The following is a 23922-nucleotide window of genomic DNA, read 5'->3' on the forward strand; positions in this document are numbered from 1 at the left end:
ATGAACACACCCACTCATCCCGATACAATCCTCATCGTCGATTTCGGCAGCCAGGTAACGCAGCTGATTGCACGCCGTGTGCGCGAAGCTGGTGCCTATTCCGAGATCGTTCCTTTCCAATCCGCTGACGAAGCATTCCGCCGCATCAAGCCGAAGGCGGTCATTCTGTCCGGCAGTCCGCATTCCACCGTGGATATCGGCAGTCCGCGCGCGCCGCAGGCCGTGTTTGAATCGGGCATCCCGGTTCTCGGCATCTGTTATGGCGAGCAGACGATGTGCGCGCAGCTTGGTGGCAAGGTCGAGAGCGGCCATCACCGCGAGTTCGGCCGCGCCTTCCTCGACATTCAGGAAGAGTGCGCCCTGTTCGACGGCATCTGGGCCAAGGGAACACGGCATCAGGTCTGGATGAGCCATGGCGACCGCGTGGTCTCCATTCCCGACGGTTTCAAGGTTGTCGGCACATCGACCGGCGCGCCGTTCGCGGCCATCGCCAACGAAGCCAAGAAATTCTATGCTGTGCAGTTCCATCCGGAAGTGGTGCATACGCCCGACGGGGCCAAGCTCCTGCAGAATTTCGTGCACCGCATCGCCGGCATCAAGGGCGACTGGACCATGTCCGCCTATCGCGAACAGGCCGTCGCTGCGATCCGCAAGCAGGTTGGCGACAAGAAGGTGATTTGCGCCCTCTCGGGCGGCGTTGATTCCTCCGTCGCCGCCTTGCTGATCCATGAAGCCGTTGGCGATCAGCTCACCTGTATCCTCGTCGACCACGGCCTCATGCGCAAGAATGAGGCAGCCGATGTCGTCTCCATGTTCCGCGAGCATTACAACCTGCCGCTCATTCTTGTGAACGCGCAGGATCGCTTCATCGATGCGCTGGAAGGCGAATCCGATCCGGAGAAGAAGCGCAAGACCATTGGCCGCCTGTTCATCGAAGTGTTCGAGGAAGAAGCCAAGAAGCTCGGCGGCGCGGATTTCCTCGCACAGGGAACACTCTATCCCGACGTGATCGAAAGCGTTTCCTTTACCGGCGGTCCGTCGGTGACGATCAAGTCGCACCACAATGTCGGCGGTCTCCCCGAGCGCATGAACATGCAACTGGTCGAGCCGCTGCGTGAGCTGTTCAAGGACGAGGTGCGCGTGCTTGGCAAGGAACTCGGACTGCCCGATTCCTTCATCGGCCGCCACCCGTTCCCCGGTCCCGGTCTTGCCATCCGCTGCCCCGGCGGCATCACCCGCGAAAAGCTGGAAATTTTGCGCGAAGCCGATGCTGTTTATCTCGACGAAATCCGCAAGGCGGGTCTCTATGACGTGATCTGGCAGGCTTTTGCCGTGCTTCTGCCGGTGCAGACTGTCGGTGTCATGGGCGATGGCCGGACCTACGAGTTCGTCTGTGCCCTGCGCGCCGTGACCTCCGTCGACGGTATGACGGCCGACTTCTATCACTACGACATGAGCTTCCTCGGTCAGGCTGCCACGCGGATCATCAATGAGGTCAAGGGCATCAACCGCGTCGTCTATGACGTCACGTCAAAGCCGCCGGGGACGATCGAGTGGGAATGATTTAACCCACTTAGCTACCCGTGCTTGACGAATTTTTCAAAGCACCGTCACGGCCATAGAGGCGCGCGGCGGTGCTTTTTGCTTTGACCCATTGAAAAAAGAAATTTGCCGCTGCGCCCGGCCCGTCGCGCTTGACGATATCTATTTAGTGATGCTATGTACTGGTAGTCAGTATAACTTAGTAGCATGAAAAGGTCTTCCATGAGTAAACAGATGACGGAGATGCTCAAGGGCACGCTGGAGGGGATCATTCTTGCGATCCTGTCCGCGCAACCTGCATACGGCTACGAGATCACGGCGCGGTTGCGGGAGCAGGGCTTTTCCGACATCGCCGAAGGCACGGTCTACGCCCTGCTCGTCAGGAACGAGCAAAAGGGTCTCGTCGACGTCGAGAAGGTCCCGTCCGAGAAGGGGCCGCCGCGCAAGGTGTATTCGCTCAATGCGCGAGGGCAGGACTATCTCGAAGAGTTCTGGAGGACGTGGAGTTTCCTCACGGAACGGCTCGAACAACTGCGCACAGAAAGGAAATAATCATGGCCAACGGATGGATTGAACAGATTACAGGCTCGATCGAGCAGAAGAAGCGCTACCGCCAGTACAAGGCGCGTGCGGAACAGCTTCCGGAGAACCATCGCACGGCGATCGCGGCGCTGGACCGGTATCTGATGTACTTCGGATCGATATCGAAGGGTGACACCCTGGTGACGATGCTGGAGGATCTTGCTGATCTTTTCGAGCAGAGCGCGGCGAACGGAACCCCGGTGCGTGCGATCGTCGGGGAGGACCCCGTCGAGTTCGCGGAGACGTTTCTGCAGAACTACGCTGAGGGCCAGTGGATCAACAAGGAGCGGAAACGGCTGGTCGACGCCATTGACCGCGTCGCAGGCAGCAAACCGGTGTGAAACCAGCACGGATTTCCGTAGGAGACACGAAGCGATGCGTAATATCGATGGTGTGGTCGAGAATGGCTGGGAACTGGTGGCGGACACTTTCCGTGCCAATTTCCGGGAAGGAAAGGACCTGGGCGCTGCCTGCTGTGTCTATGTTGACGGGCGCGCCGTGGTCGATCTGTGGGGAGGATTGGCAGACCGCGCGAAGAAGCGCCCGTGGGAACGCGATACGGTCGTGGCCGTGGCGTCGACAACGAAGGGTGCGACCGCAATGTGCGCCCATCTTCTTGCCGAGCGCGGCCAGCTTGATCTCGACGCTCCCGTCATCCGCTATTGGCCGGAGTTCGGCGCGGCGGGTAAGGAGGAGATCCCGGTCAGGTATTTGCTCTCCCATCACGCCGGGCTGGCATATGTCGACACGACGGTGACATTCGAGGAGGCGTGCGCCTGGGAACCGTTCATTCGTGCCCTGGAGGCACAGAAGCCACTCTGGACGCCGGGGACGGAGCATCTTTACCACGCTGTCACCTATGGTTTTCTTGTCGGAGAGGTTGTCAGGCGCATCACGGGAAGGTCCTTGGGCACATTTTTCGCCGAGGAAATCGCCGGTCCTCTCGGGCTATCCGCCTGGATTGGCCTGCCCGAAGAGATCGAGACACGGCTTGCCCTGATCGAGGCGGCACCTTTCCCGTATAATTCCATGGAAGACCTGGTGGCTGATTTTGCCAAGCTCATGCGGCTGGACCCCGCCGTGGCTGCGGCCCTGGTGAAGGATGTCTATGGACCAGGTTCGGCTTTCATGAAGGCGGGGGCAGCGGGCGGCCTCACCGAAGAGAATGTGCAGTCGCGGACTTATCGGGCTGCGGAGTTCCCCGCCGCAAACATGTTCACCAATGCCCGCTCGCTGGCCCGCATGTATGCGGCAACGGTGAGTGCTGTCGATGGAGCCCGTCTGCTGCAGCCCGATACGGTGGCGGCGATGTCGGTCGTCCAGACCGACCGCACGCGCATGCACGGCGTGCCGGCAGAACTGCTGCCTTACACGAAGAACCTGTTCAGAATGTCGCTGGGCTTCTGGCGCGCGACCCCGCCCATCCATGCACTGCTCGGCCCGGCGTCATTCGGCCATCCGGGCAGCGGAGGCTCGCTGGGCGCCGCCGACCCCGAGGCTCGCGTTGGCTTCGGCTATGTCACCAATCTATGGGCAGCCGCTCTGGTCGATCCGCGTGCCATCGGGCTGACGGCGGCGGTGAGAAAGTGCCTCGGCTAGGCGGGGCTCGCCGGCAGCCCGGATGTTACAGGTTGTATCGGCAATCGGTCAGGAGTAAGAGGAAATCGCTGGCCGTAAGGTCGCCCCTCGCGGGCATGACATGAAACCTGACCCTAGAGTTCGGCACCAGACGAAAGAGCAAACATGAACGAGTCCGAACAGGATATTGCTGAAATAGCCAGGAATTTTGAGGCCATGGGCAATTTCATCGAGCATTTTGGCATCAACAGGGATCGGGGCGAGCGCTGCCGTTTCGATGCCGATGTCATCTTCCAGAGCACGCGGCTGGCGCACGAACACACCCGGGTATATCTCAGTTTTCGCGACGACGATGTTTCGTCGGTGCGGTTTGCCGAGAAGGGCGAGCTCAACCCGGTCTTTGTCCATACGGAATTCCGGGTCACCTCCTCGCATATGCAGTTTGAGAACAATGAGCTGCAGATCACCGGCGCCTCCCCGAAAGTTGGCGCATATAAGGTCCGTATCATACCCTCGTAGCTGATCTGAAGAGGCTTAGCTGGAACGAAGCATGTTCCGCTGCACGGCTTTGTCGATAGCGGCCTGGAGCGCGTCGCCATCGACGGGTTTGTTGAGCATGTACAGGCCGCTCTCGGATATCTGTTTCAAGACGGACGGGGATGTGTCGCCTGTCAGCAGAAATGCCGGAACCGTATAGGTCAGGTAGGTGAACAGGTCGGCAATCGCCTCCAATCCGGTTGTACCGGCCGCCAGGCGGTAATCGGCGATGATCAGGTCCACCGGTGTTCGTTCCGGTGCCGAAGCATGGAGCCGCATCAGCGCCGCTGCCGACTTTCCCGCATAAACCGTGTGCCCCAGAACCGTCAGCAGCTGATTGATGGCGTCGAGAATATCCGGTTCATCATCGACCACCATGATGCAGAGCGCACCGGAAACCGAAGCCAGCCGTGCGGGGAGAGGACTAGGCGGGCGTAACGTCAGCGGCACAAGGATCGAGAACATCGAGCCGTGGCCTTCCCGTGACACCAGCCGCAAGGGATGGCCGAGCAATTGCGCCGTGCGGCGGACGATTGCCAGACCAAGCCCCAAGCCCTTCTCGCGATCCCGCGCCGGATTGTTCAACTGGTAGAATTCATCGAACACCGTTTCCTGCTGGTCGGAAGGAATGCCGATGCCGGTATCGAGCACCTGTATCTCGACATTTGAACCACGCTTGCGGCAGCCCAGAAGGATTTTCCCCCGGTCGGTGTAGTTGAAGGCGTTGGTGAGCAGGTTGGCGAGGATGCGCCGCAGCATCATCGGGTCGGTATAGACCCAGAGATCCCGGTCAACCAGACGCCATTCGAGATTGCGCTCCCGCGCGGTTCCGCTGAACTCGTCATGCAGATCATCGAACAAACGTGCAAGTGAAACGGGTTCTCTTGCGGTTGTGACGATGCCGGCGTCCAGGCGCGACATGTCGAGCAGGGCATTCAGCAAGCCGCTGAGATTCCCCGTGATCGATTTGACCCTCCTTGCCAGCGTGCGCGCGTCTTCGCCGCGAACGTCGCCGCGTTCGCCCAGCGTGGCCAGCGTCGAGTTGAAGAGGCTGAGCGCGTGCAGCGGCTGGCGCAGGTCATGGCTTGCCGCAGCCAGAAAACGCGATTTGGCGCGATCGGCCGCCTGCGCCCTGTCCCGCTCTTCCTTCAACTGCGCAATCAGTGTCACATTCTCAAAACGCAGCAGAACGGTCTCGACCATCGATTTGTAGGACACGCGGCTGTAGTAGAGATTGACGCCGGCAAGGCAGACAACAAACACCAGGTAGACGTCGTTGATGGCTGCTTCCGCTGTCACGGCGCGGATGGCCATGGGCAGCAGCATGGCAATCAGCGACCCCGCATAGGCCGGCGGAAAAGCAGACAGCGATGGAATGGCGCCGCATACCAGGCCGGTGAGCACGATCGTGGTGAAGGCCTGCATTTGCGGTTCTGCCGATAAAAACCCGAACCAGCCAAGCAAACCCCACAATGCGCTCGATGCCCAGGACAGGATTGTGAAGCGCCAGGCCCAGGCCGATAAAGCCGCGCCGGATTGTTCCACGCCGGATTTAGGGCGCCCGAAATAGCGTCTTGATGTCAGGACGCGGGCGATCGTCAGGCAGTAAATGCCTGCTATCCACGATAGAAGAAGCCAGTTCTCCACAAAACTCCAGAGAACATAGAGAACCGGGACTGGGATAATGAAGTTGGCAAATAAGACTGCGTAGGATTGCCGGTATAAAAGATCGATAAGATGGGGTTGTAAACGTTGATCAATTCTCATTGTTGTTTTAACTCTGGCCCGGAAATGCGAGCATGATGCACGCCGTCGGGTTTTTAACAAGAAGGTACACCTTATGCTGGAGCTTTCGCGGGTCATCCTTGCTGACGATCATGCTATCGTGCGTGAAGGGCTCAAGCTTCTTCTTTCGACGGTCGACGGCATGACGGTTGCGGGTGAGGCTGCGGATGGTGACACGGTCGAGCGCCTGCTTCGGGAAACGGCCGCCGATCTTCTCATTCTTGACCTCGGCATGCCGGGCGTGAACGGATTTCAGTTCATCAGGAACGTGCGCGCCGCCTGGCCGGGGCTGAGGATTCTGATTGTGACGGCAAATCTGGAACCGCGTTCCGTTCGTGCAGCCTTTGAAGCCGGGGCGAATGGTTACTTGACGAAAAGCGGCGATGCGGTGGAGTTTCTGGCAGCCATCGACGCCATGCGCTGCGGCGAGCCCTACGTTGCCGAAGAGGTGCGTTTTGCCGTGGACCACCATGGCAGGCAGGACGGCTTCCATGAGCCGAAACCCTCCATAGCATCTCCCGTCGAACTGACGCGGCGCGAGCAGCAAATCCTGACCCTCATCCCTCACGGCATCTCCACCCGTGATATTGCCGAGCGTCTCGGGATCAGCCCGCTCACAGCGCGCAAACATCGTGAAAACCTCATGCGCAAACTCAATCTGCATAGTGGAGCCGAACTGACGGCCTACGCCATCCGTCTTGGCCTGTCCGCGGGCTGAGCACTGGCATGGCCGACCCCATCAGATATTCCTGCTGGCCAATGTGACGCCCAGGCCAATCAGAATGGAACCGCAGACCTTTGGAACAATCCAGCCTGATCCGGCCTTTGCCATGCGGCCGAACGTGACGGAGGCAATGCCGACCGCCGCAACATCAGCCGCTGAAAAGGCCAGATTGACGATCATGCCGAGCAGCAGGAACTGCAGCCAGACCGGAGCACTCAGATTGGCGTCGATAAACTGCGGCAGGAATGTCAGGAAGAACAGGGCCGTCTTCGGGTTGAGGATCTCAACGACGACACTATCGCGGAAAACGCCCGGACCCATGGCAATGCTGTCCTTGTGCCGCTCTTTCCCGCCCATGAACATGGTGATGCCCAGCCAGACGAGATAGGCGGCACCCGCGAACTTGATAATCGTGTAAAGCAGCGGCGCACTGTGGAGGAGCGCCGCAAGGCCGAGCGCGGTCGCGACAATATGCACGTAACAGCCAAGATGAATGCCGCAGGCCGCCTTCAGCCCGGCATTGGTTCCATGCGTCAGCGTCTGTGCCGTCATATAAAGAATCGCCGGTCCCGGCATGCAGGCAAAGAGCAGGGTTGCCAGGATAAAGGGCATCAATTGGTCGAGCGGCAGCATGGCAATTCCTCCAGCAGATGGGACCGCTCTCATGTCCGGAGCGATTTTGGACGATCAGGAGTGATCGAACCAAGCGATGACATCATGCGGAGGGACAATTACGCCCGGAAATGCGCAGGGAACATACGGCACTCGCCGTACTTCGACAGCACAGGCGCTGGAACAAATCGGCAGGGTTAACAGTCTGCACCGGAAGACGCGCGGGGCTTTCCCTTCCTATGCCGGGCACGAAATACGGCAAATGCCGTATGGCTGATTGAATCGCTGGACTATATCCCTCCAACAATCAGAAGTTGTGCTGTCGTTCCCAGGGGGGCACGGTGGAGTTGGGGGAAACGACCATGAAACTTGCCAGCAAGTGCCGGCAGCACGTCGCCGTGTTGTTTTTGAGCGTGTGCTTTTCCGGGACAGCGTTCGCGCAAACGGCAGGCGATCCCACCGATCCAGAGACATGGCGGACACCGGAGTACAAGGCTCAGTTTTGGCTCGATTACATTTTAGCCAATTATGCCTATGCCATGGGCGTGGACGGCAGCGGCGTCAAGGTTGGCGTTATCGATTCAGGCTTTGCCAGGGATCACCCCGAATTTGCCGGACGCTATGATGAGGGTATCACCGTCCAGCCCGACAAGCCCTGGTATGTCGATTCAAGCTCGGTGACACATGGTTCTGCGGTCGCAGGTGTGATTGCAGCAAACAGGGATGGCAAGGGAATGCATGGCGTTGCGCCAGGCGCGACGATCGTTGCCGTGAATGCTGAAGAGGAAGACGGGTATATCGATACAAAGGCTGCCATCGCGGGAATATATGGTTTGGTTTCCCGCAACGTGCATATCATCAACAACAGCTACGGCTTAGAAGCTGCAATCACGGATTATGCGCCGGATGTCATCTCGTCGAGGTACAAGGCCGAAATCGCCGCGTACAGGCACGCCGTAGCCAACGACACCCTGCTGATCTGGGGAACCGGCAACGACAGTCGTAGCCAGCCCTCCATGAACGCTGGGTTGCCCTATCTCATTCCGGAGCTGGAACGCGGCTGGCTGGCAGTCACCGGTTATGATTATGAATATGGCAATCAGTGTGGTGTTGCCAAAAACTGGTGTCTGGCCGCGCCCGCAGACGCCGTCATGACCGTAGACGGAAGAGGCGGGTATCAGGAGATCAGCGGAACGTCCTTTGCGGCGCCGCACGTTGCCGGTGCCGCAGCCCTGGTCAAACAGATGTTCCCCTACATGACGATGGATCAGGTCAGGCAGGTCCTGCTAGGGACCGCCTTCGACATTGGCGCTCCCGGCGTGGATGATGTCTACGGATACGGGCTTCTCGATGCCGGTCGCGCCGTGCTCGGGCCGGGGAAATTTGATTGGGGCGATTTCAACGTCAAATTTGACGGTGGTCAGAGCCGATGGTTTAACGACATTACCGGTGCAGGCGGCTTGGTCAAATCAGGCGATGGCGCGCTGTTGATGTTTGGCGACAGCACCTATGCCGGCAAAACCCGGATTGATGGCGGTACTCTGGCGCTGGCAGGCAGTATCGCATCCGATACGCTGGTAGGCCGTGGCGGGGCCCTTTCCGGAGACGGCATCATTTACGGGAATGTCGACAACCAGGGCATCGTCTATGGCGGCTGGGGCGGCGCCGGTGGCACGCTGACAATCGATGGAAACTATCACCAATCCGTGGATGCCAGCATGCGGGTCAAGATCGGCGCAGCGGAGGGTACCAGCCGTGTCGACGTGACCGGTGCGGCGCAGCTCGACGGCGGCACGGTTGATGCTTTTCTCAATCCGGGCACATTTCGCGGTGATGCCCGATACACGATCCTTGCTTCCGGCGGGCTCACCGGAACGTTCGGCCGTGTCCAGGCTGACTATGCCTTCCTCGACCTGACACTCGGCTATGACGCCACCAATGTCTATCTGAGCGTTTTGCGGAACAAGACGGCTTTTGCCGATATTGGCACGACGAAGAACCAGAGATTGGTGGGCGCCGCTGTGGAAAGTCTCGGCGGGCTGGTGCTGTCCGGTACTGCCGGGACAGACAATCCCGCCGCATCCATCTACGACCTGATCATCGGGGCGAATGCCCATGATGCGCGGACAATATTCGACTCGCTCTCCGGTGAAATCCATTCGAGCGTCAAATCGGCAATGCTTGACGAAAGCCGGTTTGCCCGGGATGTCATCTCCACGCGTCTGCGCGCGGCGTCGGGGGATGGCGCCCCCGCGTCAATGCCGCTTCTGGCCTATGGGCCGGGTGGCCAGATTCCCGCCGCACCCGATGCTTCCTCGGCTGTCTGGGGGCAGGCCTATGGTTCATGGGGACATCTGTCGGGCGATGCAAATGCGGTCAAGCTTGAGCGCTCGTCGGGCGGCTTTTATATGGGGGCCGATGGCGAATTCGGACAGTCATGGCGCGCGGGCTTTGCCGGAGGATATGGCAGCAGTACGCTCGATGCTCCGGCGCGCGCGTCGTCGGCATCGGTCGATAGCTACACGATCGCTGCCTATGCCGGAACCAAGGCGGATGCTCTGGCCCTGCGTTTCGGCGCGGCCCATACGTGGCACAAGGTGGAAACAAGCCGCTCCACGGCCTTTGGTGCATCCGCAGCCGACTACGATGCGAGAACGGTGCAGGTTTTCGGTGAGGCTGGCTACGCCTTCCATTACAATCGTGTGGCGCTTGAGCCCTTCGCAAATCTCGCCTATGTGAACCTTCACACCGGCAACATTGGGGAAAGCGGCACGGCAGGGCTCAAATCCCGCAGCGATAATGACGACAACGTCTTCACGACGCTGGGCCTGCGCGCCCGAACGGATATTCCCGTCGGTGACGCGGCAAAGCTGACCGTCAGGGGAATGCTCGGCTGGCAGCATGCCTTTGGCGATATGTCTCCAGGCACGACAGCCACCCTTGCCGGCGGGGCGCCATTCCAGGTCGAAGGTTCGCCCCTGGCGCGGGATGCCCTTATCGCCGAAGCCGGACTGGATTTCTCGGTGACGAAGACTGTCACGCTGGGTGTTTCCTATACCGGTCAGATGTCATCGGCGGTGCAGGCGCATGGTGTGCGCGGGGATCTAAGCTGGCGATTCTGAAAGGGCAGGCTGCATGAGAGGGAAGCCGAGGGGGCTTTCCTGCGATGAGGCGGCATTCCCGTCACGGCTATATTGGCGCGGCGAACAGCCCATGACCCGCTTGAAGGCCGTGCTGAAGGCGCTTTCGGAGTCGTAACCCAGCGAAAGCGCAATGGCGGAAACCGGGTCGCTTGAATTCTGCAGTCTGTCCCCAGCCAGCAGCATGCGCCAGCGTGTCAGGTAGTCCATGGGGGACTTTCCGACGGTCTGCTTGAATTTAAGGGCGAAGGTTGAGCGCGACATGCCGGCCCGTTCCGCCAGCGTCTGCAATGTCCAGTGGTGCGCCGGTTTCTCATGCATGGCAGCGATCGCCGCGCCCATCTGCCTGTCCGCCAGAGCGAACAGCCAGCCGACACCGCCTTGCAATCCTCCGGCCAGATGCAGCCTCAGGGCATCGATCAGCATCATATGAGCGAGGTGCTGCACCAGGAGAAAGCCGCCCGGCCGCCGTTCGCGCAGCTCCCGCATCATCAGTTCCACCGGCCAGCGCAGCCCGGACTGATCGGTGTCTTTGCGGATATGCACGATCGGCGGCAGCATCCCCAACAGCACACTTGCATGATTGCCGGTCAGGGCAAAACGGCTGCTGACAAGAAAGCAATCGCCGCCGCCTTTGTGCACGGCGATGCCACCATTGCGCGCAGCGGAAAAAACCGTGACGGCCTCGACGGACGATAAAGTCAAATCGCTTGCCAGGCGAAACGGCCGCCCGTGCGGCAACAGGAAGCAGTCTCCCGTGTCCAGACGCACGGGATCGGCGACATCGTCCACGGACAGCCAGCATTGGCCGGAGACCACGGCGCCACATTTGATGCTGTCCCGGCTTTCGGGGAACTGGACCGACCATTCGCCTCCGGCATCGAAACCGGCGGACATATGATTGTGCGGTTTTAGCAGCGACAGCACATCGGAGAGCGGATCCATGGTCATTCCGGACGATTGCGAAGATAATGCGGACAATACAGCATAGATCGTATTTCTCCAAACGCCTATCTTCTCGACAACGGGCCGCGACTGCGGCGATTTCATACTAAAATGGAGAAGTGGAATGCGTGTCTTCGTTACTGGCGCCACGGGCTTTGTCGGTTCTGCTGTCGTTGAGGAACTCGTCAAGGCCGGACATCAGGTGCTGGGCCTTGTCCGCACGGACGTGGCTGCCAAATCGCTTGCCGCCCTCGGCGCGCAGGCGCACCGCGGTAATCTCGATGATCTGCAAAGCCTGCGCGATGGCGCTGCTGCCGCAGATGGGGTGATCCACACCGCGTTCAATCATGATTTCTCGAAATTCGCGCAGAACTGCGAAATGGACCGCCGTGCCATCGAAACGCTGGGCGCGGTGCTCAAAGGTTCTGATCGCCCCTTGCTTGTCACCACGGGAATGGCGCATCTGGGACGGGACCGCCCGGCGACTGAAGAAGATCTGCCCGGCCCGGCCTCCGCGGCTGTGCCCCGCGTTTCGGAAGCGACCGCAGCGGCACTGGCAGCGGATGGCGTGCGGGCGTCGGTGGTCCGTCTTCCGGCGTCGGTCCATGGCGATGGCGATCATGGCTTCGTACCGCACCTCATCAGCCTCGCGCGCGAAAAAGGCGTGTCGGCCTATGTCGGTGAAGGGCTCAATCGCTGGCCTGCGGTGCACCGGCTGGATGCTGCCTGCGTCTACCGGCTTGCTCTTGAGCGGGGGACCGGCGGCGACCGTTATCACGCGGTTGCCGAGGAGGGCGTGCTGTTCAAGGACATCGCCACCCTGATCGGCCGCCGGCTGAATGTGCCTGTTGTGGCCAAGACCCCCGAGGCGGCGGCCGAACATTTCGGCTGGTTTGCCGCCTTTGCCGGTATGAATGCGCATGCTGTGAGCACGCGCACCCGCGAATTGTTGAACTGGCAGCCCAACCGGCCCGGGCTGATGTCCGATCTCGACCGGCTGCGCTATTTCGAAACGTGAGGGAGGAGCCATGTTTGCTCAAACCGTCACGACGATCTTGCCGAACTGCTCGTTCGATTCCAGAAAGCGATGCGCATCGACGATCCGGTCGAACGGAAAGGTTCTGGCGATGACCGGCTGCAGGGCGCCTGATGCCAGCCCATCCAGGATAAAAGCCTTGGCCGCTTCCAGCCGTGCGGGGTCACCGATGATCTCGTGCACGAGATAGCCGCGCAATGTCAGGGACTTGCTCAGGACGGTAAACAGCGGGAAGGGTGTCGGTTCCGGGCTCAAGCCACCATATTCCACAAGGATGCCACCCGGCGTCATGGCGCCCGTCAGCGGGCCGACTATAGGGCCGCCGATGGGATCGAGCACCACGCGCACGCCGTTCGGCCCGGTGATGTCCTTCAACCGCGTCTCCAGGTCTTCTTCGGCGGCAGCAATGACATGGGCAGCACCGAAGGCCAGCAGCTCCTCTCTCTTGCCGGAGCTGCGCGTCACCGCGATGGCCGTCGCGCCCACCCTGTTGGCGATCTGGATCGCCGCAAGTCCCACGCTGCTTGAGGCCGCGGTAATGACGACGAAATCTCCCCGGTGCAGTTTCGCGATGTCGATCAACGCGCCGTAAGCGGTCAGGTAGGGCATCCACAGGGCCGCGGCCTTTTCCCAGCTGAGTGCTCGCGGGTGTTTGACGACAGATCCGGCGGGGAAGGTCACCAGCTCGCCATAGGCGGGCCAGCGAACCATCGATTTGGGCGGTATGATGCTGACCGTATCACCCGGTGCAAAGTTTTCCACGCCGTCGCCAACCGATTCCACGATGCCCGCTGCCTCAAGGCCGAGACCGGATGGCAGAACTGGCGTCTCGATGTAGGTGCCGGTACGCAGAAGCGCTTCGGCGCGGTTCAGCCCCAGGGCCTTGACGCGGATTTGAACCTCGCCGGGGCCGGGCTGGGGAATCTCGACATTCTCAATGCGCAAAACCTCGGGGCCGCCGAATTCATGAAAGCGAATGACACGTGCCATAGCAATAACTCCAAACCATTTGAACTGAATAACCTATGCCAGCGGCAGAAATGCGGATAAATAGCGCCTGATGAAGTTCTGTAGAAACCAGGAGTTTCGAATATGGATCGTCTCGCCAGCATGGCCGTGTTTGTCAGGGCCGTTGATCTCGGCTCCTTTGCCGCCGCTGCGGACGCGCTCGGCCTGTCCGGTCCCATGGTCGGCAAACATGTCCGCTTTCTGGAAGAGCGGCTCGGCATGCGCCTGATCAACCGCACGACACGCTGCCAGAACCTGACCGATTTCGGGCGTGCCTACTACGAGCGCTGCCGGGTGATACTGGCCGAAGCGGATGCGGCGGATGCGCTTGCCGATGATCAGTTTTCGCAGCCGCGCGGCCGGTTGCGGGTGACAATGCCCGCGCATTTCGGCCGCCACTGCGTCACCCCGGTGCTGCTCGGGCTGGCCCGGCAATATCCCATGCTGGAACTTGACCTGTCGCTAAGCGACCGCTTCGTCGATCTGGCCGAGGACGAGTATGACCTTGCCATCCGGACCGGCAATCCCGACGACAGGGGCGGCGTGATTGCGCGGCGCATCGCCCGCCAGCATATGGTTGTCTGCGCTGCGCCCGCCTATATCGCGAACCATGGCGAGCCGCGGACGATCGGCGACCTTGCCGGGCACCAGGCCATCATGTATCGCCGGTCGGGCCGCATCCGCCCATGGCTGTTCCCGCAAGGCGACCAGCCGCCGGCCGAGGCGATGCCGGTCAATCGCGTGCGGCTGGATGATCTCGACGCGATTGCCGACGCTGCCATGGCGGGCATGGGGCTGGCCTGGCTGCCGTCCTGGCTCATCCGCGACCGGATTGCCGCGGGAACACTTGTGCAATTGCTGCCGGATCAGCAGGATTATCTCTACGACGCCTATGCATTGTGGCTGCCGGTGCCGCATTTGCCGCTGCGGGTCCGCCTTGTCGTGGATGCACTGGCCGCTGCTTTGCCCCGGCTGATGGGGTGAACGGCGTCCTCAGGCTGCCCGTGCCCCGCATTGCGGCGATGCTTCAAACAGCCGGCTGCCGATGGTCCGCGCCCTGTCGAGGTGTATGGCCGGATTCTGCGTTTCCGAATCGAGCAGCAGCTCTGACGTGACGACACAGGCACCGCAATAATCGAAGATGCCGTGATCGATCTGTGTCTTCATGACGTCGAAGTAACCGCGCCGGGTATAGGTTCGCGCATCGGCACCGCCAACGCCGATGAGATGCACCTTGAGGTGGCGGAGCTTCTTTTCCAGCCCGCCATCCAGGCTGAAGTCGAAGGCCCAGCCATTGGAAAAGACGCGGTCGATCCATCCCTTGAGCAGTCCCGGCATCGACCACCAGTAGACCGGAAAGACCAGCACCACGGCATCGGCACGGTCGATCCGCGCCTGTTCGGCTGCGACATCGGCGGGCGGTGCCGCCCGGGTGCGGTGGACGGCGAGATCGGCAGCGGAGAAACGCGGATCGAATGCTTCGGCCGCAAGGTCGGCGATCTCATGGCTATTGCCGGGACCGGCCAGCGACAAACCCTGCGCGACCTCAGCGGCGATGGCGTGGGTGAGGGAGGAGGGTTCGGGATGTGCGACAACGATGAGGGCGTGCATGACAAAACTCCTGTCAACGGATTGCAGATGGCGGGTGAAAGTTATATACTTTTAGTAAGTTATGATTTGTAAGTTACTTTTGGTATATAGCGATGTCAAGCATGCAAACGAAGAATGAAACGGCGGCTGTCCGTCCGCGCCGGCGGTTGACGCGGGAGGACCGCTTCCGCCAGCTTCTCGACGCTGCCTGGCGGATTGTCCGGGACGAGGGTACAGAAGCCTTGACGCTCGGCTGGCTTGCCGAAAAGGCTGAGGTGACGAAGCCTGTGGTCTATGATCATTTCGGCACGCGTGCCGGCTTGCTGGCAGCACTCTACCGGGATTTCGATGCCCGCCAGACGGCACTGATGGATGCTGCGTTCACCGCGAGCAAACCGGCGCTGGCGGATCGGGCTGCGGTCATCGCCTCGTCCTATGTGGACTGCGTGCTGGTGCAGGGGCGCGAAATCCCCGGTGTGATCGCGGCCCTTACCGGAGCGCCTGAACTGGAGAAGATCAAGCGCGAATATAACGGTGTCTTCATCGAGAAGTGCCGGGTGATGCTCGCGCCGTTTGCCGGAGCCGGGACCATTGCTTCAGCCGGGTTGTGGGCGATGCTCGGTGCCGCCGAAGCGCTGTCCTATGCCGCTGCCACTGGCGATATCACCCCTGCGCAGGCGCAGCACGAACTCTTCGAGACCATCATTGCCATGGTCGCCAGGAACAGGTGACCAGACGTGCATTCGCAAAAATGCTTGCGGATTGTTCCCTTTTTGTTCTAATGTGTCCGATCGGAAATGCGGTTGCATTTCGGGAGGCTGGCCATGCAGGGCGAATTGAATCTGGGCGATAATTGGCAAAACCGGCCGAAACGGCCTGTTCTGCAGGCGCGGCTTTTCTTCGGTATCATGCTCAATGCCGATGTGCAGGAGATTGTCGATGCCCGCAGGACCGGCCTAATCAACGATTATCGTTTGACGCGAAGGAGCCTCATCGGGTCTTGCCGGTTTCACATTTCGCTGCACCACCTGGGGGATTACCCGCGTCTGCCCAGTTCTATCCTTTTCGCGGCCGAGCGGGCTGGAGCTGCGGTATCCATGCCGCCATTTGAAGTAACGCTTCATTCGGTGCGGAGTTTCGAAGGCGGAAAACCGGATCGCAAGCCGTTGGTGCTGATCGGCGAGGGGGAGGGACTGACCCGGCTCCACACCATCCTCGGCGCCTGCCTAGCGCGCAATGGCCTGCCCGGACAACGCGGCGCATTCACCCCGCATCTGACGCTTCTCTACAATTCCCGAACGATCGGCGAACAGCCGATTGAGCCGATCCGCTTTGTCGTCAGGGATTTTGTGCTGATCCACAGCAAACGCGGGCTCTCCGAATACGAGATATTGCAGCGCTGGACGCTGCATTGAAGTGTTCCGTTGCGGTTCGCCCCCTTATTTCCTGCTCAGATATTTCATGCCCGTATCGCACATGACGGTGACGACGGTTGCACCAGGGACAAGCGTGTCGGCCAGCCGCAGCGCCGCAACCACATTGGCTCCGGTCGAGGTTCCGGCGAACAGGCCTTCTTCGCGGGCCAGCCGCTTTGCCATGGCAATGGCTTCCTCCGTCGACACCTGTTCTATGCTATGGGCGATGTCGTCCTGCCAGAGCGGCACGATATAACCGGCGCCAATCCCGTCAATTTTATGGGCGCCGGTCTCGCCGCCGGACAGGACAGACGATTCCGCCGGTTCCACCGCAATGATACGAATCTTGTCATTATACCTGCGCAAGGCCTCGCCCGTTCCCCTCAGCGATGCGGCAGTGCCGACACTCTGCACGAAACCGTCGATGCGCCCGTTTGTCTGGTCCCAGATTTCCGCTGCCATGGTGTGATAGGCTGCGAGCTGATCCCTGTTGTTCATCTGATCGGTCCAGAAACTGCCCGGGATTTCGGCCGCAATGACACGCGCCGCTTCGATCATGTCGCGCGTCAGTTTTTCCGTCATGCGCCCGCTGTCGCTTGGCACGATGTGCAGCTTGGCGCCGAGAATTGTCATGTGATCGAGTTTTTCCCGGGCAAAGGCATCCGAGGTGACGATGTGCAGGGGATAACCCTTGACCGCGCAAACGAGTGACAGGGAAACGCCAGTGCTGCCGCCGGTATATTCCACCACGGAGCCCGTGGCAGCAAGCCGTCCGTCCATTTCCGCCGCCTCGATCATAGCAAGCGCCATGCGGTCCTTCATGCTGCCGGTAGGGTTTTCACTTTCAAGCTTCACGAGGATGCGGGCGCCGTTGGCGGGACAGATGCTCCGCAGGGCCAGCAGCGACGTGTGGCCGATGGTGTCAAGGATTGTTCGTTGCGAGGCGTGCATGGTCTCAATACTCCGCGTCAAACTGCACAATCCGGATCCGGTTGGGGTGCCGGGTATGCAAAAATCATTTTCCATGTAGATACATATTATGTATATGCATATATCCATGAACCTGATGAAACAACCGAAAAAAACCTTGCGGACCGACGCCCGCGCGCTGGTCGAGAGTTGCGCGGGCTGGAACAGCCGTCTGGCGGCGCGCCGCATCACGGCTTTTCTGGACCGCGAACTGGCGGGTCTTGGCCTGACCGCGGCGCAGCTCGGCCTGATGGCGCAGATTGCGGCCCTTGCCGATGATACGCTGGGCGCGCTGGCCCAGCGCAGCGGCCTGGAGCAATCGACCCTGTCGCGCAATTTGCGCACGCTCGAGCGCGAGCGGCTGATCGAAATCACCCTGGTGGAAACCGATCTGCGCCGCCGCGCCGTGTGGTTGACCGAAACAGGCGCGCGCCGTCTCGAGGCGGCAATACCCGTGTGGCGCAAGGCGCAGGACAAGCTGGCGCACAGCCTGGCCCCCGAACTGGTTCGCGAGCTTGCGGTGCAGAGCGAAGCGCTCTGAGACGGAAAAAGCGGCCCGGCACGGGAGGCGCGGTTGCCCTGATGTTGCAGGGCGCAACCTTTGTGCAATGTGAGTGACCTAATTGTGTTACGGCGAATGAAGAGTGCGGGCAGGGCACAGCGATTGTGGCGTATGAAATGGGAATGGGTCTCGCCATGGCGGCCGGAACGGTACTATTTCGCCAAAGCAGCGGCCAGTGTCCCTATTCCTTGTGTCGCCATGTTTTAACCCTGTACATGACTGGTTCTGAATAGTGCGTATTTTGCTGGTGGAAGACGAGCCCGAAATGGCCGCTGCCCTTGGGGAAGCTCTCAAGAATTATGACATGATCGTTGATCATGTGGGAACACTTGCCCATGCCGAGGAGGCGGTGTCGGTCAATGCCTATGCCGCCATCCTGCTTGACCGGCAGTTGCCGGACGGCGATGGCCTGAGCATTGTGCCGCGCTTGCGGGCAAAGGGCGAGGGTGTTCCCGTCATCGTGCTCACGGCGCGCGGCGAGCTGGCGGACCGGATCACTGGTCTCGACAAGGGGGCTGACGATTATCTCGCCAAGCCGTTTGCTGTGGAAGAATTGCTGGCGCGGTTGCGCGCGGTGCTGCGCCGGCCTCTGAACATGCCATCGGAACTCCTGAATGTCGGCAATCTGTCCTTTGACCTGATCAATCGCGAAGCCAGCATCGGCGGCAACCGGCTTGACCTGCCGCGCCGCGAACTTCTGGTGCTGGAAACCCTGTTGCGGCGCATGGGGCGCACGGTGCTGCGTTCGTCGCTTGAGGATGCGGTCTATAGCATTGACGATGAAATCCAGTCGAACGCCCTCGACACCCACGTTTCCCGGCTGCGCCGCAAGCTGACGGAATCCGATGCCGGTGTCGAAATTCACGCCATCCGCGGCGTCGGTTATCTGTTGAAGCGCCTTTCCTGATGGCGCAGGCAAGGCCGCATTCATTGAAATGGCGGCTCGTCAGCCGCCTCGTGCTTTTGCAGGCGGTCATGCTGACGCTGTTTGTGGTGCTGGTGCTCTGTGCGCTCTGGTATACCGGATTTCTCGGATCGATCGATCCTGAAGACACGACCATCAATGCCGTGCGCGATTCCATTGCGCGCGGTACCAACGGCGCTCTTGTCCTGCGTGAGACACCGGCGCTGGCACGCGAACGGGCAACCAGCCCGAGCTTCTGGTTCGTGGCACGCGACGCGCAGGGCCAGACGCTGTCAGAAGGCGATGTGCCGCCGGAATATGCCCGCATCGGCGACGCCTTGAGCGCGGTCGGCCAGGCACGATTCGGCTGGAATCTCGGTGATCCGCCCCGTTCCAACGCCCGGTTCAAACGCGTGACGACCACAGCCGGCGTGGTCCAGATCCTTGCCGGACCCGGAAGCGTGGTTCCCTTCGGCTTTTATCTCTCGGCGCTTGGCACGGTTCTGGCGACCATTATTATCCCGCTCATCCTCGTGATGGCGCTGGCAACGCTCATGGTAACGCCATTTGTCGTGCGCAGGGCCCACAGGGGCCTGGGACACGTGGCGACCCAGGCCGAAAAGATCAATATTGACGAGCGGGGAACGCGTCTTCCGCTGGATGATGTGCCGCAGGAGGTCACGCCTCTGGTGACGGCTGTCAACAACGCGCTCGGCCGTCTTGATGACGGCTATGAGCGGCACAAGCGGTTCCTGCTGGATGCGGCGCATGAACTGCGCACGCCCATCGCCATTCTGCAAACCCGTCTGGAATCGCTCCCGGCGAGCCCCGCCAATGGGCGTCTGCTGGAGGATGTCGCCCGCCTTGGCATTCTTGCCGAACAATTGCTGGATCTGCAGCGGCTGACCCAGAACACAACGCAATTTGCCGCTGTCGATCTTGTCGCCGTCGGGCGGCGTGTGGCGGCCGACCTTGCGCCGCTTGCCATCGCGGCGGGGTATGCCATGTCGTTCGAACCTGAAACCGCACGTGTTGCCGTGCGGGGCGATCAGGCCGCGCTGGAGCGGGCCATGATCAATCTCGTGCAAAATGCCATCCAGCATGGCGGGCGTAAGGGCACCATCACCATTCGGGTGAAGGCAGGGGCGGCCATCCTGGTGGAAGACGAAGGGGCGGGCGTGCCGCCCGATCAGCGCAGCGCCATCTTCGAGCCGTTCCGGCGTCTGCATGCCAGGGATCGCGGCGTTGGCCTGGGCCTCAATCTTGTTCAGGAAATCGTGCAATTGCATCAGGGGCAGGTTATGGTAACAGAGGCACCTGGCGGCGGCGCGTGCTTCACCATGAAGTTTGCTGCCGCATCCATAATGCCGTAATAGCCTGCCGATAATTCAGTCGTGTTTAGGTCGTACACTCACAAATCTGGTCAAAATGGCGCCTGAAACGGCAAGAAGATGCGAGGAGAGATGCGAAGGGCGGGGTCTTCCCCCCGACCGAGCGGCTCGACACGGCAGCTCGCAGCCGTTTCGGCGTCCGCAGGATATGGGCCATTTGCTCGGCTCCATCGTCGCAAAGGCTCGACAATGAACCACATTGCCATCGCCTTCGCTCCTTGTAACCAAACAAATGGCCTCATACCATTTCGATCAGATTTGTGAGTGTACGACCTGAGCCATTTTGCTGTGGGCATGGTTGCCGCAGACAATGCGCGCAATCTTCCCTCAATATTGGCGCGCCATACAGGTGCAGCCTTAAGAACGTTGGAGCTTGATTTTTATGACGACGGGACGTGTTTGGACTTTCGTGCGGGCACTGCTGACCGATCCGTTTCGCGTCAGCGCGATTGCCCCTTCAGGAGCCGCCCTTGCAAGATTGATCACCAGCGAAATCACCCCGGCCTCGGGTCCCGTGCTTGAATTGGGACCGGGCACCGGTGTCTTCACCGACGCGCTGCTTGCCCGCGGTATTCGCCCCAAGGACCTTACCCTGATCGAATACGGTGCCGAATTTGCGCGGCTTTTGCAGGCGCGCTTCCCCGGCATGCGCATCCTGCAGATGGATGCAGCCCAGCTCGACCTGCACGAATTCTTTGATATTCAGCCCGCCGGTGCCGTTGTCAGCGGTTTGCCGCTTCTCAGCATGACACAGGAGAAGGTGGCGGCAATTCTTGGCGGGGCCTTCAGCAATCTGCGGCCGGAAGGCGCCTACTACCAGTTCACCTACGGCTTCCGCTGTCCGGTGCCGAAGCCGGTGCTCGACCAATTGCAGCTGGAGGCCGTCTGCATCGGCCGGGCGTTCCGTAACCTGCCGCCCGCGGCGGTCTACAGGATCACCCGCAGGGGCGTCGCCACACCTGTCGCCATCTGATGCCATCCGGCGGACAGGTGGCGGCTAGTCCGAACGATCAGCAATCGTAATTGGTTGATCAATTTTATTGTCTTGTCATGCTGCATTGCAGCGATAATGTCCGCGGCATGACGTCACCAGCCTCTTCTCCCGTTCGTTACGCCCTTGGCGGATTTGTCACGATGGCAGTCGCAATGGGGATCGGCCGCTTCATTTTCACGCCGATCCTGCCTGCCATGATGACCGATCTTGGCCTATCCCCGGGCGATGCCGGTATCATCGCTTCGGCCAATTATGTCGGCTATCTCCTCGGTGCGATCATTGCAGGCTATGGATGGGCGTCTGGCATAGAGCGGGCCGTGGTTCTGGTCTCCCTGGCAGCCAGTGCGGCACTGTGTCTCGCCATGAGTCTCAGCGGCACCATCGTCGCCTTCTCGATCCTGCGGTTTCTGGCCGGCATGGCGAGCGCATTCATGCTGGTGCTTGCCGCAACCATTGTCTTCAGTCATCTCGCTGCGGCCAACCGGCCGGGTCTGCAGGCGCTGCATTTCGGCGGTGTCGGCGCGGGCATTGCGCTCTCCTCCGTTCTGGTGGCGGCAAGCGCGGCCGAGGGGTATGGCTGGCGGCAGGACTGGATCGGCGCGGCCATCCTCTCCATCCTCGGGCTGTTTGCCGTGCTGTGGCTGTTGCGCGAAGGTCCGGTGCGCGCGGGCGCCGATATCAAGGAGCCGCCTGTCCGCTGGACACCGGCCTTCCTCAAGATCAACATCGCCTACGGGGTTTTCGGCTTCGGCTACATCATCACTGCCACGTTCATCATCGCCATCGTGCGCTCCAGCCATGGCGGCGCGTCTATGGAAGCGCTGGTCTGGTTCGTGACCGGCGTCAGCGCGGCGTTGTCCGTCTGGCTGTGGACGCCGCTATTACGCCGGGTTGGCCCGTTTGCCGTCGTGGCGCTCGGCATGCTGGTGCAGGCCGTAGGCGTGGCCGCCAGCGTGGTTCTGCCGCCGCCTGCGGGCCCACTTCTTGGCGGTGTGCTGTTGGGGCTCACTTTCATCGTTATCACCGCATCCGGTTTTCAGGCGGGGCGGGCCATTCTGCCGCAGTCGCCGCGCCGGGTCATGGCCGTCATGACGGCGGCCTTCGGCATCGGCCAGATCATCGGGCCGCTTGTCGGCGGTTACCTCGCCAATATCACCGGTAATTTTACCATCGCGACCCTTGCCGCCGCCGCCAGCCTCGTCGTTGGGGCGGTTTTTGCGTTTCTTGCACGCGGTTGAACATTACAGCAATTTAATTGCTGGCGTTCACTCTTTGCCCTATTCGTGGTGGTAGGCTCACATCAAATCAACCCTGATTTGTGTGTTTATGCGAGGGTCCATCTACCGTGTTTGTCTCATTTTTTCCCAAACCGAAGCTGTTTTTCATCTCGGCACTTCTGTGGGCCTTGGCTGCAGTCCTGCTCTGGTATGCCGGCGGTCAACAATTTGGTTCCTATGTGGGACTGGCTCCCGCTGACCCGGCGGTACCTCCCATCGTTGGCATCACAGTCTTTTTCACAAAACCCTATCTTTGGGTCTATGCTTATTTTGCTGCATTCATTGGTGTTTTTTATGCATTCTGGGCGTGGTATTCGCCTCATCCGTGGCAGAATTGGTCAATTCTAGGATCGGCTCTTATCCTGTTTTCGTCCTATTTTTCCGTCCAAGTCGATGTTGTTTTGAACAACTGGCGCGGCTCGTTCTTCGACATGGTTCAAAAGGCAATGGGCGGTAAAAATGCTGTCGCTGCCCCCGACCTTTATGCCGGCGTTCTCACATTCGCAGTAATCGCCTGCGTTGCAATTGCGGTAGCGGTCGCAACGCTTTTCTTTACCAGCCACTACGTCTTCAGATGGCGAACGGCTATGAACAGCTACTATATGGAACATTGGGAAAGGCTTCGGCATATTGAGGGTGCCGCACAGCGCGTTCAGGAAGACACGATGCGTTTTGCATCTATCGTTGAAGGTCTGGGTATCACCTTTATACAATCGGCAATGACACTGATAGCGTTCCTACCCTTGCTGGCACAGCTCTCCAGCCACATCGTCGCCTTGCCTGTTGTTGGCGCCATACCACATCCGCTGGTGTTTGCGGCCATTGCTTGGGCAGTCTTCGGAACCGGCTTGCTTGCTCTGGTCGGTGTAAAGCTTCCGGGGCTGCAGTTTCGTAATCAGAGAGTTGAAGCGGCCTACCGGAAAGAACTTGTTTATGGCGAAGATCACGACGACCGCGCCAAGCCGCTTGCCGTAAAGGAGCTCTTTGCAAACGTCCGGAAGAATTACTTCCGTTTGTATTTCCATTACGTCTACTTCAACGTCTTCCGTTACGTCTATCTGCAGGCTGACAATGTCTTTGGCCTTTTCCTGCTTGTTCCGACATTGGCAGCTGGCACCATCACCCTGGGTATCTTCCAGCAGATATTGTCAGCGTTCTCGAATGTGACGAACTCTTTCCAGTTTCTCGTCAATTCGTGGACAACAGTGATCGAACTGCTTTCGATCCAGAAGCGTTTGAAAGCCTTCGAGGCAACATTGGAGGGCGAGCCCCTGCCGTCCATCGATCAGCTTTATCTGGAAACAGGTACTGAACGCTAAGAAAGCTGTGAC

Annotated in this window: 23 protein-coding genes; 17 read left to right on the forward strand and 6 right to left on the reverse strand. The window is 60.2% G+C overall.

What is annotated here, in order from left to right; all coding sequences use genetic code 11:
* From guaA to C5750_RS22165, 5 genes are all read left to right on the forward strand, one after another.
* Positions 1-1563, forward strand: coding sequence for a glutamine-hydrolyzing GMP synthase (gene guaA / locus C5750_RS22145; protein ID WP_105736855.1), 1563 nt, complete (start codon positions 1-3; stop codon positions 1561-1563).
* A 213-nt stretch (positions 1564-1776) separates the two neighbouring features.
* Positions 1777-2094 (forward strand): PadR family transcriptional regulator, encoded by a 318-nt coding sequence (locus C5750_RS22150; RefSeq protein WP_245421208.1) that lies wholly within the window; start codon positions 1777-1779, stop codon positions 2092-2094.
* A gap of 2 nt (positions 2095-2096) precedes the next feature.
* On the forward strand, positions 2097-2465 hold the full coding sequence (locus C5750_RS22155; protein WP_105736859.1) for a DUF1048 domain-containing protein: 369 nt from the start codon (positions 2097-2099) through the stop codon (positions 2463-2465).
* Positions 2466-2499: 34 nt separating this feature from the next.
* Positions 2500-3723 carry a serine hydrolase domain-containing protein gene (locus C5750_RS22160; RefSeq protein WP_105736861.1) on the forward strand — a complete coding sequence of 408 codons (1224 nt, stop codon included), beginning with the start codon at positions 2500-2502 and terminating at the stop codon, positions 3721-3723.
* Between the two features lie 144 nt (positions 3724-3867).
* Positions 3868-4221, forward strand: coding sequence for a hypothetical protein (locus tag C5750_RS22165; protein ID WP_105736863.1), 354 nt, complete (start codon positions 3868-3870; stop codon positions 4219-4221).
* A 15-nt stretch (positions 4222-4236) separates the two neighbouring features.
* Here C5750_RS22165 and C5750_RS22170 read toward each other — a convergent pair whose 3' ends face one another.
* On the reverse strand, positions 4237-5886 hold the full coding sequence (locus tag C5750_RS22170) for a hybrid sensor histidine kinase/response regulator (protein ID WP_245421209.1): 1650 nt from the start codon (positions 5884-5886) through the stop codon (positions 4237-4239).
* A gap of 193 nt (positions 5887-6079) precedes the next feature.
* On the opposite strand from C5750_RS22170, the gene C5750_RS22175 reads away from it, so the two are divergent.
* Positions 6080-6742 carry a response regulator gene (locus C5750_RS22175; RefSeq protein ID WP_105736867.1) on the forward strand — a complete coding sequence of 221 codons (663 nt, stop codon included), beginning with the start codon at positions 6080-6082 and terminating at the stop codon, positions 6740-6742.
* Positions 6743-6763: 21 nt separating this feature from the next.
* On the opposite strand, the gene C5750_RS22180 is transcribed toward C5750_RS22175, so the two are convergent.
* Positions 6764-7381 (reverse strand): LysE family translocator, encoded by a 618-nt coding sequence (locus C5750_RS22180; protein WP_105736869.1) that lies wholly within the window; start codon positions 7379-7381, stop codon positions 6764-6766.
* A gap of 341 nt (positions 7382-7722) precedes the next feature.
* Between C5750_RS22180 and C5750_RS22185 the strand changes: the two genes are divergently transcribed.
* Positions 7723-10482, forward strand: a complete 2760-nt coding sequence (locus C5750_RS22185) for an autotransporter domain-containing protein (protein WP_105736871.1) — start codon at positions 7723-7725, stop codon at positions 10480-10482.
* On the opposite strand, the gene C5750_RS22190 is transcribed toward C5750_RS22185, so the two are convergent.
* Positions 10465-11445, reverse strand: coding sequence for an AraC family transcriptional regulator (locus tag C5750_RS22190; protein WP_105736873.1), 981 nt, complete (start codon positions 11443-11445; stop codon positions 10465-10467). The genes C5750_RS22185 and C5750_RS22190 overlap by 18 nt on opposite strands.
* Positions 11446-11569: 124 nt before the next feature.
* Here C5750_RS22190 and C5750_RS22195 point away from each other — a divergent pair, with 124 nt between their 5' ends.
* Positions 11570-12463 (forward strand): SDR family oxidoreductase, encoded by an 894-nt coding sequence (locus tag C5750_RS22195; protein ID WP_105736875.1) that lies wholly within the window; start codon positions 11570-11572, stop codon positions 12461-12463.
* A gap of 18 nt (positions 12464-12481) precedes the next feature.
* Here the strand turns inward: C5750_RS22195 and C5750_RS22200 are convergent, their stop codons facing one another.
* A complete protein-coding gene (locus C5750_RS22200) occupies positions 12482-13471 on the reverse strand; it encodes a zinc-dependent alcohol dehydrogenase family protein (protein WP_105736877.1) in 990 nt (329 codons plus the stop codon).
* A gap of 102 nt (positions 13472-13573) precedes the next feature.
* Between C5750_RS22200 and C5750_RS22205 the strand changes: the two genes are divergently transcribed.
* Positions 13574-14473, forward strand: a complete 900-nt coding sequence (locus C5750_RS22205; RefSeq protein WP_105736879.1) for a LysR family transcriptional regulator — start codon at positions 13574-13576, stop codon at positions 14471-14473.
* Between the two features lie 9 nt (positions 14474-14482).
* On the opposite strand, the gene C5750_RS22210 is transcribed toward C5750_RS22205, so the two are convergent.
* Positions 14483-15100 (reverse strand): NAD(P)H-dependent oxidoreductase, encoded by a 618-nt coding sequence (locus C5750_RS22210; protein WP_105736881.1) that lies wholly within the window; start codon positions 15098-15100, stop codon positions 14483-14485.
* A gap of 92 nt (positions 15101-15192) precedes the next feature.
* Between C5750_RS22210 and C5750_RS22215 the strand changes: the two genes are divergently transcribed.
* Both C5750_RS22215 and C5750_RS22220 read left to right on the forward strand, forming a co-directional pair.
* Positions 15193-15810 (forward strand): TetR/AcrR family transcriptional regulator, encoded by a 618-nt coding sequence (locus C5750_RS22215; protein ID WP_105736882.1) that lies wholly within the window; start codon positions 15193-15195, stop codon positions 15808-15810.
* A 93-nt stretch (positions 15811-15903) separates the two neighbouring features.
* Positions 15904-16494: a 2'-5' RNA ligase family protein gene (locus tag C5750_RS22220; RefSeq protein ID WP_158531301.1), complete on the forward strand. Its 591-nt coding sequence runs from the start codon at positions 15904-15906 to the stop codon at positions 16492-16494.
* Between the two features lie 24 nt (positions 16495-16518).
* Here C5750_RS22220 and C5750_RS22225 read toward each other — a convergent pair whose 3' ends face one another.
* Positions 16519-17466 carry a PLP-dependent cysteine synthase family protein gene (locus C5750_RS22225; RefSeq protein ID WP_245421210.1) on the reverse strand — a complete coding sequence of 316 codons (948 nt, stop codon included), beginning with the start codon at positions 17464-17466 and terminating at the stop codon, positions 16519-16521.
* Between the two features lie 94 nt (positions 17467-17560).
* Here C5750_RS22225 and C5750_RS22230 point away from each other — a divergent pair, with 94 nt between their 5' ends.
* From C5750_RS22230 to sbmA, 6 genes are all read left to right on the forward strand, one after another.
* Positions 17561-18004, forward strand: coding sequence for a MarR family winged helix-turn-helix transcriptional regulator (locus C5750_RS22230; protein ID WP_105737321.1), 444 nt, complete (start codon positions 17561-17563; stop codon positions 18002-18004).
* Positions 18005-18257: 253 nt separating this feature from the next.
* Positions 18258-18932 carry a response regulator transcription factor gene (locus tag C5750_RS22235; RefSeq protein WP_105736888.1) on the forward strand — a complete coding sequence of 225 codons (675 nt, stop codon included), beginning with the start codon at positions 18258-18260 and terminating at the stop codon, positions 18930-18932.
* On the forward strand, positions 18932-20302 hold the full coding sequence (locus C5750_RS22240; protein ID WP_105736890.1) for a sensor histidine kinase: 1371 nt from the start codon (positions 18932-18934) through the stop codon (positions 20300-20302). Before C5750_RS22235 ends, C5750_RS22240 begins: the two co-directional genes overlap by 1 nt.
* A 400-nt stretch (positions 20303-20702) precedes the next feature.
* Positions 20703-21293: a class I SAM-dependent methyltransferase gene (locus C5750_RS22245; RefSeq protein WP_105736892.1), complete on the forward strand. Its 591-nt coding sequence runs from the start codon at positions 20703-20705 to the stop codon at positions 21291-21293.
* 107 nt (positions 21294-21400) lie between these two features.
* Positions 21401-22552 carry a YbfB/YjiJ family MFS transporter gene (locus C5750_RS22250; protein WP_105737323.1) on the forward strand — a complete coding sequence of 384 codons (1152 nt, stop codon included), beginning with the start codon at positions 21401-21403 and terminating at the stop codon, positions 22550-22552.
* Between the two features lie 107 nt (positions 22553-22659).
* Positions 22660-23910 carry a peptide antibiotic transporter SbmA gene (gene sbmA, locus C5750_RS22255; RefSeq protein WP_105736894.1) on the forward strand — a complete coding sequence of 417 codons (1251 nt, stop codon included), beginning with the start codon at positions 22660-22662 and terminating at the stop codon, positions 23908-23910.
* Positions 23911-23922 lie beyond the last annotated feature (12 nt).

The sequence above is a fragment of the Phyllobacterium myrsinacearum genome (assembly GCF_002980555.1).
Lineage (GTDB): Bacteria > Pseudomonadota > Alphaproteobacteria > Rhizobiales > Rhizobiaceae > Phyllobacterium > Phyllobacterium myrsinacearum.

Coding starts and splice junctions, on each gene's coding strand:
- C5750_RS22205 (WP_105736879.1), top strand. CDS start 13,574: ATGGATCGTCTCGCCAGCATGGCCGTGTTTGTCAGGGCCGTTGATCTC.
- C5750_RS22220 (WP_158531301.1), top strand. CDS start 15,904: ATGCAGGGCGAATTGAATCTGGGCGATAATTGGCAAAACCGGCCGAAA.
- C5750_RS22165 (WP_105736863.1), top strand. CDS start 3,868: ATGAACGAGTCCGAACAGGATATTGCTGAAATAGCCAGGAATTTTGAG.
- C5750_RS22240 (WP_105736890.1), top strand. CDS start 18,932: ATGGCGCAGGCAAGGCCGCATTCATTGAAATGGCGGCTCGTCAGCCGC.
- C5750_RS22190 (WP_105736873.1), bottom strand. CDS start 11,445: ATGGATCCGCTCTCCGATGTGCTGTCGCTGCTAAAACCGCACAATCAT.
- C5750_RS22175 (WP_105736867.1), top strand. CDS start 6,080: ATGCTGGAGCTTTCGCGGGTCATCCTTGCTGACGATCATGCTATCGTG.
- C5750_RS22160 (WP_105736861.1), top strand. CDS start 2,500: ATGCGTAATATCGATGGTGTGGTCGAGAATGGCTGGGAACTGGTGGCG.
- C5750_RS22250 (WP_105737323.1), top strand. CDS start 21,401: ATGACGTCACCAGCCTCTTCTCCCGTTCGTTACGCCCTTGGCGGATTT.
- C5750_RS22245 (WP_105736892.1), top strand. CDS start 20,703: ATGACGACGGGACGTGTTTGGACTTTCGTGCGGGCACTGCTGACCGAT.
- C5750_RS22200 (WP_105736877.1), bottom strand. CDS start 13,471: ATGGCACGTGTCATTCGCTTTCATGAATTCGGCGGCCCCGAGGTTTTG.
- C5750_RS22210 (WP_105736881.1), bottom strand. CDS start 15,100: ATGCACGCCCTCATCGTTGTCGCACATCCCGAACCCTCCTCCCTCACC.
- C5750_RS22180 (WP_105736869.1), bottom strand. CDS start 7,381: ATGCTGCCGCTCGACCAATTGATGCCCTTTATCCTGGCAACCCTGCTC.
- C5750_RS22185 (WP_105736871.1), top strand. CDS start 7,723: ATGAAACTTGCCAGCAAGTGCCGGCAGCACGTCGCCGTGTTGTTTTTG.
- guaA (WP_105736855.1), top strand. CDS start 1: ATGAACACACCCACTCATCCCGATACAATCCTCATCGTCGATTTCGGC.
- C5750_RS22155 (WP_105736859.1), top strand. CDS start 2,097: ATGGCCAACGGATGGATTGAACAGATTACAGGCTCGATCGAGCAGAAG.
- C5750_RS22230 (WP_105737321.1), top strand. CDS start 17,561: ATGAAACAACCGAAAAAAACCTTGCGGACCGACGCCCGCGCGCTGGTC.
- C5750_RS22150 (WP_245421208.1), top strand. CDS start 1,777: ATGACGGAGATGCTCAAGGGCACGCTGGAGGGGATCATTCTTGCGATC.
- C5750_RS22195 (WP_105736875.1), top strand. CDS start 11,570: ATGCGTGTCTTCGTTACTGGCGCCACGGGCTTTGTCGGTTCTGCTGTC.
- C5750_RS22215 (WP_105736882.1), top strand. CDS start 15,193: ATGTCAAGCATGCAAACGAAGAATGAAACGGCGGCTGTCCGTCCGCGC.